The organism is Streptomyces sp. NPDC059989, from assembly GCF_042736975.1.
GTDB lineage: Bacteria > Actinomycetota > Actinomycetes > Streptomycetales > Streptomycetaceae > Streptomyces.
Genome location: NZ_JBHWUO010000022.1, coordinates 58,540 through 72,802 on the forward strand (window position 1 = coordinate 58,540; position 14,263 = coordinate 72,802).

At 72.3% G+C, this 14,263-nt stretch carries 12 protein-coding genes; 1 reads left to right on the top strand and 11 read right to left on the bottom strand.

Annotation, left to right across the window (positions count from 1 at the left end; all coding sequences use genetic code 11):
• Window positions 1-105: 105 nt before the first annotated feature.
• The 10 genes from gatB to ACFWBN_RS20985 form a co-directional block, all read right to left on the bottom strand.
• Window positions 106-1,599 carry an Asp-tRNA(Asn)/Glu-tRNA(Gln) amidotransferase subunit GatB gene (gatB, locus tag ACFWBN_RS20940; protein ID WP_385178448.1) on the bottom strand — a complete coding sequence of 498 codons (1,494 nt, stop codon included), beginning with the start codon at window positions 1,597-1,599 and terminating at the stop codon, window positions 106-108.
• Window positions 1,600-1,637: 38 nt separating this feature from the next.
• Window positions 1,638-1,880 carry a hypothetical protein gene (locus ACFWBN_RS20945; RefSeq protein ID WP_385178381.1) on the bottom strand — a complete coding sequence of 81 codons (243 nt, stop codon included), beginning with the start codon at window positions 1,878-1,880 and terminating at the stop codon, window positions 1,638-1,640.
• Entirely contained in the window at window positions 1,877-3,379 is a 1,503-nt protein-coding gene (gene gatA / locus ACFWBN_RS20950) for an Asp-tRNA(Asn)/Glu-tRNA(Gln) amidotransferase subunit GatA (protein ID WP_385178382.1), read from the bottom strand. The genes ACFWBN_RS20945 and gatA overlap by 4 nt, the downstream gene beginning before the upstream one ends.
• A gap of 4 nt (window positions 3,380-3,383) precedes the next feature.
• Window positions 3,384-3,680: an Asp-tRNA(Asn)/Glu-tRNA(Gln) amidotransferase subunit GatC gene (gene gatC, locus ACFWBN_RS20955; protein WP_010984178.1), complete on the bottom strand. Its 297-nt coding sequence runs from the start codon at window positions 3,678-3,680 to the stop codon at window positions 3,384-3,386.
• A 456-nt stretch (window positions 3,681-4,136) separates the two neighbouring features.
• A complete protein-coding gene (locus ACFWBN_RS20960; protein ID WP_385178383.1) occupies window positions 4,137-6,317 on the bottom strand; it encodes a putative bifunctional diguanylate cyclase/phosphodiesterase in 2,181 nt (726 codons plus the stop codon).
• 388 nt (window positions 6,318-6,705) lie between these two features.
• A complete protein-coding gene (ligA, locus tag ACFWBN_RS20965) occupies window positions 6,706-8,907 on the bottom strand; it encodes an NAD-dependent DNA ligase LigA (protein WP_385178384.1) in 2,202 nt (733 codons plus the stop codon).
• Between the two features lie 30 nt (window positions 8,908-8,937).
• Window positions 8,938-9,921 carry a methionine synthase gene (locus tag ACFWBN_RS20970; protein ID WP_385178385.1) on the bottom strand — a complete coding sequence of 328 codons (984 nt, stop codon included), beginning with the start codon at window positions 9,919-9,921 and terminating at the stop codon, window positions 8,938-8,940.
• Window positions 9,918-10,607, bottom strand: coding sequence for an SDR family oxidoreductase (locus tag ACFWBN_RS20975; protein ID WP_385178386.1), 690 nt, complete (start codon window positions 10,605-10,607; stop codon window positions 9,918-9,920). Before ACFWBN_RS20975 ends, ACFWBN_RS20970 begins: the two co-directional genes overlap by 4 nt.
• Before the next feature lie 43 nt (window positions 10,608-10,650).
• Window positions 10,651-10,995: a DUF1330 domain-containing protein gene (locus tag ACFWBN_RS20980; protein WP_385178387.1), complete on the bottom strand. Its 345-nt coding sequence runs from the start codon at window positions 10,993-10,995 to the stop codon at window positions 10,651-10,653.
• 88 nt (window positions 10,996-11,083) lie between these two features.
• Window positions 11,084-12,049, bottom strand: a complete 966-nt coding sequence (locus ACFWBN_RS20985) for a GlxA family transcriptional regulator (RefSeq protein ID WP_385178388.1) — start codon at window positions 12,047-12,049, stop codon at window positions 11,084-11,086.
• 103 nt (window positions 12,050-12,152) lie between these two features.
• On the opposite strand from ACFWBN_RS20985, the gene ACFWBN_RS20990 reads away from it, so the two are divergent.
• On the top strand, window positions 12,153-13,076 hold the full coding sequence (locus ACFWBN_RS20990) for an NADP-dependent oxidoreductase (RefSeq protein ID WP_385178389.1): 924 nt from the start codon (window positions 12,153-12,155) through the stop codon (window positions 13,074-13,076).
• Between the two features lie 6 nt (window positions 13,077-13,082).
• Here the strand turns inward: ACFWBN_RS20990 and mnmA are convergent, their stop codons facing one another.
• Complete coding sequence (mnmA, locus tag ACFWBN_RS20995; protein ID WP_385178390.1) at window positions 13,083-14,219, bottom strand: tRNA 2-thiouridine(34) synthase MnmA; 1,137 nt, start codon at window positions 14,217-14,219, stop codon at window positions 13,083-13,085.
• Window positions 14,220-14,263 lie beyond the last annotated feature (44 nt).

The following is a 14,263-nucleotide window of genomic DNA, read 5'->3' on the forward strand; positions in this document are numbered from 1 at the left end:
GCACCCCCCCCCCCCGCCCCCCCCCGCGGCCGGGGGCTCTCACCGGGGGGGGCCCCCCCGCGGTCCGCCGTCCGGGCGCGCCCCCCCGCCGGGCGTTGTGCTCGCTCAGCCCTCGGAGACGCCCAGGCGCTCCAGGATGAGCTCCTTGACGCGGGCCGCGTCGGCCTGGCCGCGGGTGGTCTTCATGACCGCGCCGACCAGGGCGCCGACGGCGGCGATCTTGCCGCCGCGGATCTTGTCGGCGATGGCCGCGTTGCCCGCGATGGCCTCGTCCACGGCCGCGCCGAGCGCGCCCTCGTCCGAGACGACCTTCAGGCCCCGCTTCTCGACGACCTCGTCCGGGGTGCCCTCGCCGGCGAGGACGCCTTCGAGGACCTTGCGGGCCAGCTTGTCGTTGAGCGAGCCGTCGGCGACCAGGGCCGCCACCCGGGCCACCTGGGCCGGGGTGATCGGCAGCTCGTCGACGACGACGCCCTGCTCGTTGGCGTTGCGGGCCAGCTCGCCCATCCACCACTTGCGCGCGGCGGTCGAGTCGGCACCGGCCTCGATCGTGGCGACGATGGAGTCCACCGCGCCCGCGTTGAGGATCGACTGCATGTCGTGCTCGGTGACGCCCCACTCCTCGCGGAGCCGGTTGCGGCGCACGCGCGGCATCTCGGGCAGGCCGCCGCGCAGCTCCTCGACCCAGTCGCGGGCCGGGGCGACGGGGACCAGGTCGGGCTCCGGGAAGTACCGGTAGTCCTCGGCGTTGTCCTTGATGCGGCCGGCCGTGGTGGAGCCGTCCTCCTCGTGGAAGTGCCGGGTCTCCTGCACGATCGTCCCGCCCGACGAGAGCACCGCCGCGTGGCGCTGGATCTCGAATCGGGCCGCGCGCTCGACGGAGCGCAGCGAGTTGACGTTCTTCGTCTCGCTGCGGGTGCCGAACTCGGACTCCGGGGTCGGGCGCAGCGACAGGTTCACGTCGCAGCGCATCTGGCCCTTGTCCATGCGGGCCTCGGAGACGCCGAGCGCCTTGATGACCTCGCGCAGCTCGGCGACGTACGCCTTGGCGACCTCGGGGGCCCGCTCGCCCGCGCCCTCGATCGGCTTGGTGACGATCTCGATGAGCGGGATGCCGGCGCGGTTGTAGTCCAGCAGGGAGTGGGACGCGCCGTGGATGCGGCCGGTGGCGCCGCCGACGTGCAGCGACTTGCCGGTGTCCTCCTCCATGTGGGCGCGCTCGATCTCCACGCGGAAGATCTCGCCGTCCTCCAGCTGCACGTCGAGGAAGCCGTTGAAGGCGATGGGCTCGTCGTACTGGGAGGTCTGGAAGTTCTTCGGCATGTCCGGATAGAAGTAGTTCTTCCGGGCGAAGCGGCACCACTCGGCGATCTCGCAGTTCAGCGCGAGGCCGATCTTGATGGCGGACTCGACGCCGATCGCGTTGACGACCGGCAGGGAGCCGGGCAGACCGAGGCAGGTCGGGCAGGTCTGCGAGTTGGGCTCGGCGCCCAGCTCGGTGGAACAGCCGCAGAACATCTTGGTCTTGGTGCCGAGCTCGACATGGACCTCAAGGCCCATGACGGGGTCGTACGAGGCGAGAGCGTCCTCGTACGACATCAGTTCGGTGTAGGTGCTCACGGTGAAACTTTTCCCTCTCAGCCCAGCAGGACGTCGTCGTCGCCCAGGCGCTTCAGCTCGCGGTACAGGATCGCGAGGCCGGTGACGATGGCGGCGGCGGACACGACGGCGTCGACCAGCTTCAGCGTGTCGTGCTCGACGCGGGCCTTCTTGACCTGCTTGATCACGCTGATCGCGCCGAAGGCGGTGGTGCCGATCGACAGGTAGGTGCCGGACTTGGACTTCTTGAAGCCCTTGGCCTTGGACAGTGCGGTGCTCACAGCGACGGTGCCTCCTCAAGCAGCGGGTGACCCCAGCGCGCGACGAAGGCGGCCTCGACGGCCGCGCCGACCTTGTACAGCCGGTCGTCCTTCATCGCCGGGGCGATGATCTGCAGCCCGACCGGGAGCCCGTCCTCGGGTGCCAGGCCGCAGGGCAGCGACATGGCGGAGTTGCCGGCCAGGTTGGTCGGGATGGTGCACAGGTCCGCGAGGTACATCGCCAGCGGGTCGTCGGTGCGCTCACCGATCGGGAAGGCGGTGGTCGGGGTCGTCGGGGAGACGATCACGTCGACCTGCTCGAAGGACTTCTCGAAGTCCTGCGAGATGAGCGTGCGGACCTTCTGGGCGGAGCCGTAGTACGCGTCGTAGTAGCCGGAGCTGAGCGCGTACGTACCGAGGATGACGCGGCGCTTGACCTCGTCGCCGAAGCCGGCTTCGCGGGTCAGGGCGGTGACGTCCTCGGCGGACTTGGTGCCGTCGTCGCCGACGCGCAGGCCGTAGCGCATGGCGTCGAAGCGGGCCAGGTTCGAGGAGCACTCGGACGGCGCGATCAGGTAGTACGCGGCCATCGCGAGGTCGAAGGACGGGCAGTCCAGCTCGACGATCTCGGCGCCCAGCTCCTTGAGGAGCTCGACGGACTCGTTGAAGCGCTGGACGACGCCGGCCTGGTAGCCCTCGCCGGCGAACTGCTTGACCACGCCGACGCGCATGCCGGCGACGGAGCCGTTGCGGGCGGCCTCGACGACCGGCGGGACCGGGGCGTCGATGGAGGTGGAGTCCATCGGGTCGTGGCCGGCGATGACCTCGTGCAGGAGCGCGGCGTCCAGGACCGTACGGGCGCAGGGGCCGCCCTGGTCGAGGGAGGACGAGAACGCGACCATGCCGTAGCGGGAGACGCCGCCGTAGGTGGGCTTGACGCCGACCGTGCCGGTGACGGCGGCGGGCTGGCGGATGGAGCCGCCGGTGTCCGTGCCGATGGCGAGCGGGGCCTGGAAGGCGGCCAGCGCGGCCGCGGAGCCGCCGCCGGAGCCGCCGGGGATCCGGGTGAGGTCCCAGGGGTTGCCGGTGGGGCCGTAGGCGCTGTTCTCGGTGGAGGACCCCATGGCGAACTCGTCCATGTTGGTCTTGCCGAGGATGACGACGTCGGCTTCCTTGAGCTTGCGCGTCAGGGTGGCGTCGTAGGGCGGGATCCAGCCTTCGAGGATCTTCGAGCCGACGGTGGTCGGGACCCCGATGGTGGTGAAGATGTCCTTGAGGGCGAGCGGGACGCCGGCCAGCGGGCCGAGCTTCTCGCCGCGCTCGCGCTTGGCGTCGACGGCTGCCGCCTGGGCGAGCGCGCCTTCGCGGTCGACGTGCAGGAAGGCGTGGACCTTCTCGTCGGTCGCGTCGATGCGGGCCAGGTGGGCCTCGGTGACCTCGACGGCCGTGAGCTCGCCGGAGGCGATCTTCTCGGCGGTCTGGGCGGCCGTGAGGCGGATGATGCTGTGCGTGTCGGTCATGTTGTTAGTCCTCCCCCAGGATCTGCGGCACCTTGAAACGCTGCTGCTCCTGGGCGGGAGCGCCGGAGAGCGCCTGCTCGGGGGTGAGCGAAGGACGGACCTCGTCCGCGCGCATGACGTTCGTCAGGGGCAGCGGGTGGGAGGTCGGCGGTACGTCTTGGTCGGCGACCTCGGATACGCGGGCGACCGCGCCGATGATGTCGTCGAGCTGTCCGGCGAAGTGGTCCAGCTCTTCGGCCTTGAGTTCCAGACGTGCCAGCCGAGCGAGGTGGGCGACCTCCTCGCGCGTGATGCCAGGCATGCAGCGATCCTCTGGGGTGGGTGTACGGGTATCGGCCCCAATCCTATGGGGCCGGGCCCGCTCACCACGCATCGGTTTGCCGCCGCCCTGCCGGGAGCCGCTGTACGGGCCCCGCTCGAGCCCGCTGCGCGGCGCCTCCCGGGCTCCGCCCGACCCCGCGCCTCAAACGCCGGCGGGGCTTGATCGCGGTGCGGCCGGGTGGGCCCGCGCCCCTCAAAGATCCGGGGCTCCGCCCCGCACCCCGCGCCTCAAACGCCGGCGGGGCTGGATTTTGGCTGAGCTGCGCTCACAGATGCCGCCCGGCGGGGGCTGGAATTGCGCTGCGCGCAATCCGCCGCACGGGCTGGCCGTGCAGCGGCCAAATCCAGCCCCGCCGGCGTTTGAGGCGCGGGGTCTGGGGCGGAGCCCCAGCAGCGCCGCCGCACCCGCGGGACCGGGCAGCGCCCCCGGGGCCTGTCAGACGGCGTCGGCCTCGGCTGCGGCCAGCTCCGCCGAGATGTCCGCCGGGCGGCGCCAACCCCGCTCGCCGCGGGCCAGCAGCCAGGCCGTGGCCTCCTGCGGCGGCATCGCGGCCGCCACCAGCCAGCCCTGGACCGCATCGCAGCCCAGGTCCCGCAGGCGCTCCCACGTCTCGTCGTCCTCGACGCCCTCGGCGACCACCAGCAGGCCCAGCGAGTGCGCGAGGTCCACCGTGCAGCGCACGATCTCCGCGTCCTGCGCGTCCACCGCCAGCCGGCCCACGAACGACCGGTCGATCTTCAGCTCGCTGACCGGCAGCCGCCGCAGGTGGACCAGGGAGGAGTAGCCCGTGCCGAAGTCGTCCAGCGACATCTTCACTCCGTGGCCCGTCAGGCCCGCCATGGTGTCGGCGGCCCGCTGGGGGTCCTCCAGCAGCACGTGTTCCGTTATCTCCAGCTGGAGCCCGCTCGCCGGGACCCCGTGCCGGGCCAGCCGGGCGGCCACCGCTCCCGCGAAGCCGGGGGTGTGGACGTCGCGCGGTGAGACGTTCACGGCGACCGGCACCTTCAGGCCCTGCGCCCGCCACCGCGCCACCTGGGCGAGGGCGGTCTCCAGCACGTACTCCGTCAGGTGCGGCATCAGCCCGGAGGTCTCGGCGATCGCGATGAACTCGTCGGGAGAGACCCGGCCGCGCTCCGGATGGACCCAGCGGACCAGGGCTTCGAGCCCCGCCACCTGCCCGTCGAAGCGGACCTTCGGCTGGTAGTGCAGTTCCACCTCGCCCGCGTCGAGGGCCCGGCGGAGGTCGCCGAGGAGGCCGAGCCGGTCGGGGGTGTTGCTGTCCCGCTTGGACTCGTAGACCTCGACCCCGGTGCGGTCGCGCTTGGCCTGGTACATCGCGACGTCGGCCCGCCGCAGCAGCCCCTCCGCGTCCAGCGCGTGGTCGGGGAAGACGGCGAGCCCGGCGCTGGCCTCCAGGACGAGCGTGAGGCCGTCCAGGTCGAGCGGGGAGCTGAGCTCCGCGACCAGGTGGCGGGCGATCCGCTGGGCGCTGGTGGTGGAGTCGGCGACGGGCAGCAGGACGGCGAACTCGTCGCCGCCGAGCCGGGCCGCCTCGGCGTCCGGAGGCAGGGCCTGGCGCAGCCGCTCGGCGATCTGCAGGAGGAGGCGGTCGCCCGCCAGGTGGCCCAGGGTGTCGTTGACGGCGCGGAAGCGGTCCAGGTCGATCAACACAAGAGCTGCCCGGGTGCCCAAACGTTCAGCCTCGTCCAGGGCGGACCAGGCCCGCTCCAGCAGCCACTGGCGGTTCGGCAGTCCGGTCAGGGGGTCGCGCAGCTGTTCCTCGGCGCGCGCCCGGGCGATCCACAGCGTGGAGTCCAGGGCGATCAGCGGCACGGCGAACAGCGGCAGCAGCACCGGCTGCGTGACGGCGACGGCGCAGATCAGCGGGGCGATGCCGAGCAGCGCGACGGCCACCAGGGCCTGGCGGAGCAGGGCCGTACGGGCGACGGTGGGCAGCCCGCCGCCGCGCGGGGCCAGTGCGACCCACAGCAGGACGCGGGTGACGAGCAGGTAGGCGACGGCGACGAGGATGACCTCGGGGACCGCGTCCAGGCCCCAGGTGGTGGGCTTCCAGGGGGTCTCGACGGACGGCGCCTCGCCGAAGGCGGCCAGTACCAGGGCTCCCGCGCCGATGCCGAGGACGTCCACGGAGCCGTGCAGGAGCCCCTGCCGCCAGCGGTGCCGGCGCGCGGCCCCGACGAGGGAGACCACCGCCAGGGAGACGAGTCCCGCGGGCACCCACCCGTAGAGGATGAGCACGCCGAGGGTGAGGGCGGCGCCCGATCCGGTGCCGCCCCACCAGCGGTCGCGGCCCAGCGCGACGAGGTGGCCGACGATGATGCCGGTGAGCAGGGCCAGTGCCCAGCCCACCGAGCCGCCGGGGAACAGCGCATGACGGCCGGTCAGTGCGGACACCACGCCGGCCGCGAGCACCACGACGGAGAGGCCCACGATGACGAGCGCCAGCACGTTGCGCAGCCCGGGTCCGCCCGTACCGACGTCGAGCGGTCGGGTCTCCGGCGTCCTGGACCCCAGGACACCGAGCCGGCCCGCCCGCATGGACGGGAGTTCCCCGCCGAATTCAGGTGACGGGTCGGCGCTTTCGGTGGGTTTCATGCCCGTCCCTCTCACAGCCGGCGATGCCGATGTCACGCAATGGCCCTGACGTCATGCCATCACGGCTGGAATCGCGTCCGGCAGCCGTGCACGACAGGCGCACCCCTCAACAGTAGGACGCGGGAGGCTCCCAGGGGCAGCGGTCGGCGGTGGTTGCCCGAATGCGACCCAGCCATCCTCATCAGTACGGTATCCGCCGAACGGGTGAGTTTGGACCAGGACCCCCCGGTCACCCATCCGATGATCCGACAGGTCACCGCCCTGCGACCAGGCTTGTACCGGCCGTTTACCACCGGTCGACGCGCCTGGCGTGCGCCCGCCCGTACGGCCGCACGCCACGCATCCGTTCGCCTTCGCTACTCCCCCGAGGCGATTGCCTTCCGGTGTCCTACTGCGCTTCGCCGTCGCCGTCCACCGGGAGCGCGACTTCCCGCGCCGCGTCCGGGCCCTGCTCCAGCAGGACGTCGAATCCGGCGTCGTCGAGGATGGAGAGCTTCAGCTGCACGGCCTTGTCGTACTTCGAGCCCGGGTTGTCGCCGACCACGACGAAGGAGGTCTTCTTCGACACGGAGCCGGTGACCTTGGCCCCGCGGCTCTGCAGTGCCTCCTTCGCCCCGTCCCGGGTGTGGCTCTGCAAAGTGCCGGTGACGACGACGGTCAGCCCCTCCAGCGGGCGCGGCCCCTCCTCCGCGGCGGAACCTTCCTCCTCCATCCGGACCCCGGCCTCCCGCCACTTGCGCAGGATCTCCTGGTGCCAGTCGACGGCGAACCACTCCTTGAGGGAGGCCGCGATGATGGCGCCCACGCCGTCGGTGGCGGTCAGCTCCTCCTCCGTGGCCTGCTCGATGCGCTCGATCGATCGGAACTCGCGGGCGAGCGCCTCCGCGGCGACCGGGCCGACATGACGGATCGACAGGCCGTTGATGATGCGGGCGAGCGGGCGGTCCTTGGCGGCGGCGATGTTCTCCAGCATGGCCAGGGCGTTCTTCTTCGGCTCGCCCTTCTGGTTGGCGAAGACCGTGACGATCTTCGCCTCGCCCGTCTTCGGATCCCGCTTGGGCAGGCCGCTGTCCTGGTCCAGGACGTACGCCTTGATGGGCAGCAGCTGCTCGATGGTGAGGCCGAAGAGGTCGCCCTCGTCGAGCAGCGGCGGCTGCGCCGGCTCCAGCGGGGCGGTGAGCGCGGCCGCCGCGACCATGCCGAAGTTCTCGATGTCCAGGCTCTGGCGGCCGCCGAGGTAGAAGAGCCGCTCGCGCAGCTGGGCCGGACAGGTCTGCCCGTTGGGGCACCGGACGTCGATGTCCCCCTCCTTCATCGGGCGCAGCTCCGTCCCGCACTCGGGGCAGACGGCCGGCATGACGAACTCCCGCTCGCTGCCGTCCCGCAGGTCCACCACCGGGCCGAGGATCTCGGGGATGACGTCGCCCGCCTTGCGCAGCACGACGGTGTCCCCGATGAGCACGCCCTTGGCCTTGACGACCTCCTGGTTGTGCAGGGTCGCGAACTCGACCTCGGAGCCCGCCACCGTCACCGGCTCGACCTGCGCGTACGGGGTCACGCGCCCGGTGCGGCCGACGCCGACCTTGATGTCGATCAGCTTGGTGTTGACCTCTTCGGGGGCGTACTTCCAGGCGATGGCCCAGCGCGGGGCGCGGGCGGTGGAGCCGAGGCGGCCCTGAAGGGCGATCTCGTCGAGCTTGACGACCACGCCGTCGATCTCGTGCTCCACGGAGTGCCGGTTCTCGCCGAAGTAGGAGATGAACTCCCGCACCTCGGCGAGCGAGGAGACCACCTTGTTGTGCTGGGCCGTGGGCAGGCCCCACTCGCGCAGGAGTTCGTACGCCTGCGACTGGTGCTCGATCTCGAAGCCCTCGCGGGCGCCGATGCCGTGCACCACCATGTGCAGCGGCCGGGTGGCGGTGACCTTCGGGTCCTTCTGGCGCAGCGAACCGGCGGCGGCGTTGCGCGGGTTGGCGAAGGGCTTGCCCTCGGCCTCGACGAGCCGGGCGTTGAGCTCCTCGAACTTCTCCATCGGGAAGTAGACCTCGCCGCGGATCTCGACGACGGCCGGGACCCGGTCGCCCTTGAGCCGGTCCGGGATCTCGGCGATGGTGCGGACATTGGGCGTGATGTCCTCGCCGGTGCGGCCGTCGCCGCGGGTGGCGGCGCGGGTGAGGCGGCCGTTCTCGTAGGTGAGGTTGACGGCGAGGCCGTCCACCTTCAGCTCGCACAGGTAGTGGTAGTCGGAGGTGCCGGTGTCCCGGGCCACCCGCTCGGCCCAGGCGGCCAGTTCCTCGTCGTCGAAGGCGTTGTCGAGGGAGAGCATCCGCTCGCGGTGCTCGACGGAGGCGAAGTCCGTCTCGTACGCCCCGGCGACCTTCTGGGTGGGCGAGTCGGGCGTGCGCAGCTCCGGGTACTGCTCCTCCAGCGCCTCCAGCGAGCGCAGCAGCTTGTCGAACTCGGCGTCGCTGACGACCGGCTGGTCGTTCACGTAGTACCGGAAGCGGTGCTCCTCGACCTGCTCGGCCAGCAGCGCGTGCTGCTCACGCACCGCCGTCGGTACTGCCGTGTCCTGCTGTTCGGCTGCCATGCCGTGTCCTCCCGTGCCCCGTCTCGACCGTCACTCAGGGTTGTCGGCGAGCGACCTCGCCGCCCTGACGCAATGCGCCTGCACCGCGCGGGCGTAGGCGGGTGAAGCGCCCGCCAGACCGCACGTCGGGGTGACCACGACGGACTCCGCCAGAGTCCCCGGGGCCAGCCCCAGCCTGCGCCAAAGCTTCCTGACACCCATGACGCTACCGGCAGGGTCTGACAACGGGCCGTCGGTGCCCGGCACCACTCCGGCGAAGAGTTTCGTCCCGCCTTCGACGGCCTCCCCGATGGCGTCATCCTCGCGCTCGGTGAGCAGGGAGAAATCGAACGACACGCCCGTGGCGCCGGCCCGGCGCAGCAGGCCGAAGGGAACCTCGGGCGCGCAGGAGTGCACGATCACGTCGCCGTCGTGGACGGCGAACAGCTCGCGCAGGGTCCCCTCGACGACCTGCCGGTCCACGGCCCGGTACGTCCGGTAGCCGCTGGCGGACCGCACCCGCCCGAGCAGCACGGCGGTGAGCGAGGGCTCGTCGAACTGGAGCACGATCTCGGCGCCGGGGATCCGCTTGCGTACGTCGGCCAGGTGCTCGCGCAGCCCCTCGGCGAGCGATCCGGCCAGGTCGCGGCAGGCACCCGCGTCCTGGAGCATGGCCTCGCCGCCGTGCAGTTCGAGGGCGGCGGCCAGGGTCCACGGCCCGACGGCCTGGACCTTGAGCTTGCCGGCGTACCCCTGGGTGAACTCCTCCAGGGCGTCGAGGTCCTCGCCGAGCCAGGACCGGGCGCGCTTGCTGTCCCGCCCCGGGCGGTCGCTCACCCGCCATCCGCTGGGCTCGACGTGCGCGTACATGTCGACGAGCAGCCCGAGGGAGCGGCCGATCATGTCCGCGCCGGGGCCGCGGGCGGGCAGCTCGGCGAGGTAGGGGAACTCCTCGAAGGAACCGGTGACGGTCTTGGCGGCCTCGCGGGCGTCGCCGCCGGGCAGCGAGCCGATGCCGGTGGCGCTCGCGGTCATCGGCCGGGCCTGACGCTCAGGTCGTTGACCTCGGCGTCGCGGGGCAGGTCGACGGCCATGACGATCGTCGTCGCGACGGACTCGGGGTCGATCCAGGCGGCGGGGTCGTACTCCTTGCCCTCCTGCGAGTGCACCTTGGCCTGCATGGGGCTGGCGGTGCGCCCGGGGTACACGGAGGTGACCCTGATCCCGTTGCCCTTCTCCTCCTCCCGCAGGGAGTCGGCGAGGGCCTTGAGCCCGTGCTTGGAGGCGGCGTAGGCGCTCCAGTCGGCGTGGGCGTGGAGTCCGGCGCCGGAGTTCACGAAGACGACGGTCGCGTGCGAGGCCCGCAGGGTGGGCAGCAGCAGCCGGGTGACCTCGGCGGGGGCGATCAGGTTCACGTTGAGCTGCTGGTGCCAGGTCTTGGGCCGCAGCTCCCCGACGGGTCCGAGGTCCACGATGCCGGCGATGTGCAGCAGGGAGTCGATGCGCTCGGGGACGGCCTGCTTGGAGAAGGCCCACGACAGCCGGTCGGGATCGGCGAGGTCGCCCACGAGCGCCCGCGCGCCGGGGTAACGGTCGACGAGCTGCTTGGCGCGGCCGGCGTCACGGGCGAGAAGGACGAGGTCGTCGCCGCGGGCGTGCAGCCGGCCGGCAACGGCGGCGCCGATGCCGGACCCGGCACCGGTGATCAGGTGAGTAGCCATACCGCCCATGCTCGCACCCCTGCGGGCGCCGTCGCCCCAGAGGTCAAAGACCGGCGGCTTCGCGCAGCCGGCCGGCCCTCTTCGCGGCGTCGTAGTCGGCGGGAACGCCCTCGACCAGGACGGCCTCGCCCGCTATGTGGTCGGTGCGCAGCGGGAGGATGGCCTGGTAGGCGGGCGAGGCGTACCAGGCGCGGGCGCGCTCGATGTCCGGGAAGCCGATCACGACGACGGTGCCGGGGAAGGGGCCCTCCAGGACCTCGACCTCCTTGCCGTGCACGAGGAAGCGGCCTTCGAAGGGGTCCATGGTCGACTGGATCCGCTCGATGTACTCGAAGATCTCCTCGTTCATGGTCTCGGGGCGTAGGTGGGCGATGGCATAGGCGGTCATGGTCTGCTCCCCTGTCGGCCGGCCCGTCGGTCCGGGCCGTTGATCCGATCCTGTCAGCGGGCGGCCACGGCGGCGATTACCCGAGAGGTCATGCCGACGCGGGCTGGAAGGTGCGCCGGTAGGCGATCGGAGAGATGCCGAGGGCGGAACGCATGTGCTGGCGCAGGGAGTTGGCCGAGCCGAAGCCGGCCCGGTGGGCGACCAGGTCGACCGGCAGGTCGCTGGACTCCAGCAAGTGGCGGGCCACTTCGAGGCGTTGGACGGTGAGCCACTGCACCGGCGTCATGCCGACCTCGTCGCGGAAGCGGCGGGTGAAGGTGCGCAGGCTCATCCGGGCGTGGGCGGCGAGCTCGGCGAGGGTGACCGGTTCGGCGAGGCGTTCCAGGGCCCACGCGCGGGTGGCGGTGGTCGTGGCCACGGTGGGCTCGGGGACCGGGCGGTCGATGTACTGGGCCTGGCCGCCGTCGCGCCACGGCGGGACCACGCACAGCCGGGCGGCGCGGTTGGCCACGGCCGTGCCGTGGTCCTGGCGGATCATGTAGAGGCAGAGGTCGACGCCGGCGGCCACGCCCGCGGAGGTGAGGATGTCGCCGTCGTCGACGAAGAGCACCTCCTCGTCGAGCCGCACGCGCGGGAAGCCGCGCTGGAACTCGGGCGCGTGCAGCCAGTGCGTGGTGGCGACCCGGCCGTCGAGCAGCCCGGCGGCGGCGAGGACGTACGAGCCGGTGCACAGGGAGACCAGGCGGGTGCCGGGCCGGATCGCCGCCAGGGCGTCCACCAGCGCCTGCGGCAGGGACGCGCCCTGCGCGAGCTCGTCCATGGAGTGCGTGGGCGTGATGATCACGGTGTCGGCCGCGGCGAGGGCTTCGGGGCCTGCCGCGACACCGACCGTGAAGCCCGCGTCGCTGGTCACGGGCTGTCCGTCGGCGGTGCAGACGGTCAGCTCGTAGAGCGGCTTCCCGGCCTCGTCGAGGGCGTTGCCGAAGACCCGGGAGGGGATTCCGAGCTCGAACGGGGGGACGCCTTCGAGAGCGAGTACGGCGATCCTGTGCATGGCCAGATCCTGTCACATGGTGGCCGTACGGCCAATACCATGGCCTCCCCCAGGCGCCGAAGCTGGTTTCCGGAACAGCAGCACCGATCTGAGGAGAAACACCATGCGCGCCATCGTCGTCAGCCAGTGGGGCGGGCCCGAGGTACTGACCGAGACCGAGCTGGACCGTCCGGAGCCCGGCATGGGCGAGATCCTGGTACGGGTCCACGCGGCCGGGGTGAACCCGGTGGACTGGAAGACCCGCGAGAGCGGCGCCCTGATCCCCTGGGGGCCGGTCCCGATGGTCGGCTGGGACGTGTCGGGCACCGTGGAGGCCGTCGGACCGGGCGTGACGCTGTACCGGGCGGGCGACGAGGTCTACGGGATGCCCCGCTTCCCCGAGCAGGCCGGTGCGTACGCGGAGTACGTGACGGCCCCCGCGCGGCACTTCGCCCCCAAGCCCGCCTCGCTCGACCACGTACAGGCGGCGGCGCTGCCGCTGGCGGCCCTCACCGCCTGGCAGGCCTTGGTGGACACCGCCGGGGTGTCGGCCGGGCAGCGGGTGCTGGTGCACGCGGCGGCCGGCGGGGTCGGCCACCTGGCCGTGCAGATCGCCAAGGCCCGCGGCGCGTACGTGATCGGCACCGCGAGCGCGGGCAAGCACGCCCTGCTGCGCGACCTCGGCGCGGACGAGGTGATCGACTACCGCACCACGGACTTCGAGGAGGCGGTCGCCGACGTGGATGTCGTGATCGACGCGATCGGCGGGGACTACACGCGGCGCTCGCTGAAGGTGCTGGGGCCCGGCGGACACCTGGTGACCCTGCCGGGCCCGGACGGCATCCCGGCCGACACGGCGGGCGTGCACGCCGCCTGGGTCCTCGTGGAACCGGACCTCGGCGGCCTGCGGGAGATCGCGGCCCTGGCCGACCAGGGCCTGCTGAAGCCGCTGATCGACACGGTGCTGCCGCTGGCGCAGGCCGCGAAGGCCCACGAGATCGGCGAGCGGGGCCGCACCACCGGCAAGATCGTCCTGACGGTGGCCTGACCCTTGCTACACGGCGGCGGCCGCGGCCCGGGTGGTCGTCGCGATGGTGGCGGAGCCGACCACGCGGGTGCCGTCGTAGAGCACGATCGCCTGGCCGGGGGCCACGCCGCGCACCGGCTCGGTGAAGGAGACGCGCAGCTCGCCGTCGACCAGCTCGGCGAAGACCTCGGTCTCGCCGCCGTGGGCGCGCAGCTGGGCGGTGTAGGTGCCCGGGGCGGCCGCGGTGGAGCCGCACCAGCGGGGGCGGATCGCGGTGAGGGCGGTCACGTCGAGGGCCTCGACGGGGCCGACGGTGACGGTGTTGTTCACCGGGGAGATGTCGAGGACGTAGCGCGGCTTGCCGTCGGCGGCGGGGTGGCCGATGCGCAGGCCCTTGCGCTGGCCGATGGTAAAGCCGAAGGCGCCCTCGTGGGTGCCGACCTTCTCGCCGGTCGCCTCGTCGACGATGTCGCCCTCGGCCTTGCCCAGGCGGTTCGCGAGGAAGCCCTGGGTGTCGCCGTCGGCGATGAAGCAGATGTCGTGGCTGTCGGGCTTCTTCGCCACGGCCAGGCCGCGCTCCTCGGCCTCGGCGCGGATCTCGTCCTTGGTGGTGAGGGTGTCGCCCAGCGGGAAGAGGGCGTGGGCGAGCTGCTTCTCGTCGAGGACGCCGAGGACGTACGACTGGTCCTTGGCCATGTCCGAGGCGCGGTGCAGCTCGCGGGTGCCGTCCTCGTTCAGGACGACGGTGGCGTAGTGGCCGGTGCAGACGGCGTCGAAGCCGAGGGCGAGGGCCTTGTCGAGCAGCGCCGCGAACTTGATCTTCTCGTTGCAGCGCAGGCAGGGGTTCGGGGTGCGCCCGGCCTCGTACTCGGAGATGAAGTCCTCGACCACGTCCTCGCGGAAGCGCTCGGCGAGGTCCCAGACGTAGAAGGGGATGCCGATGACGTCGGCGGCGCGGCGGGCGTCGCGGGAGTCCTCGATGGTGCAGCAGCCGCGGGCGCCGGTCCGGAAGGACTGCGGGTTCGCGGAGAGCGCGAGGTGGACGCCGGTCACGTCGTGCCCGGCTTCGACCGCGCGGGCGGCGGCGACGGCGGAGTCCACGCCGCCGGACATGGCGGCCAGGACGCGGAGGGGGCGGGCGGTGCGCGGCAGGTTCTCAGTCATAGCACCGTCCAGAGTACGGGGAACCGCGCGGGGTCACAGCGCGT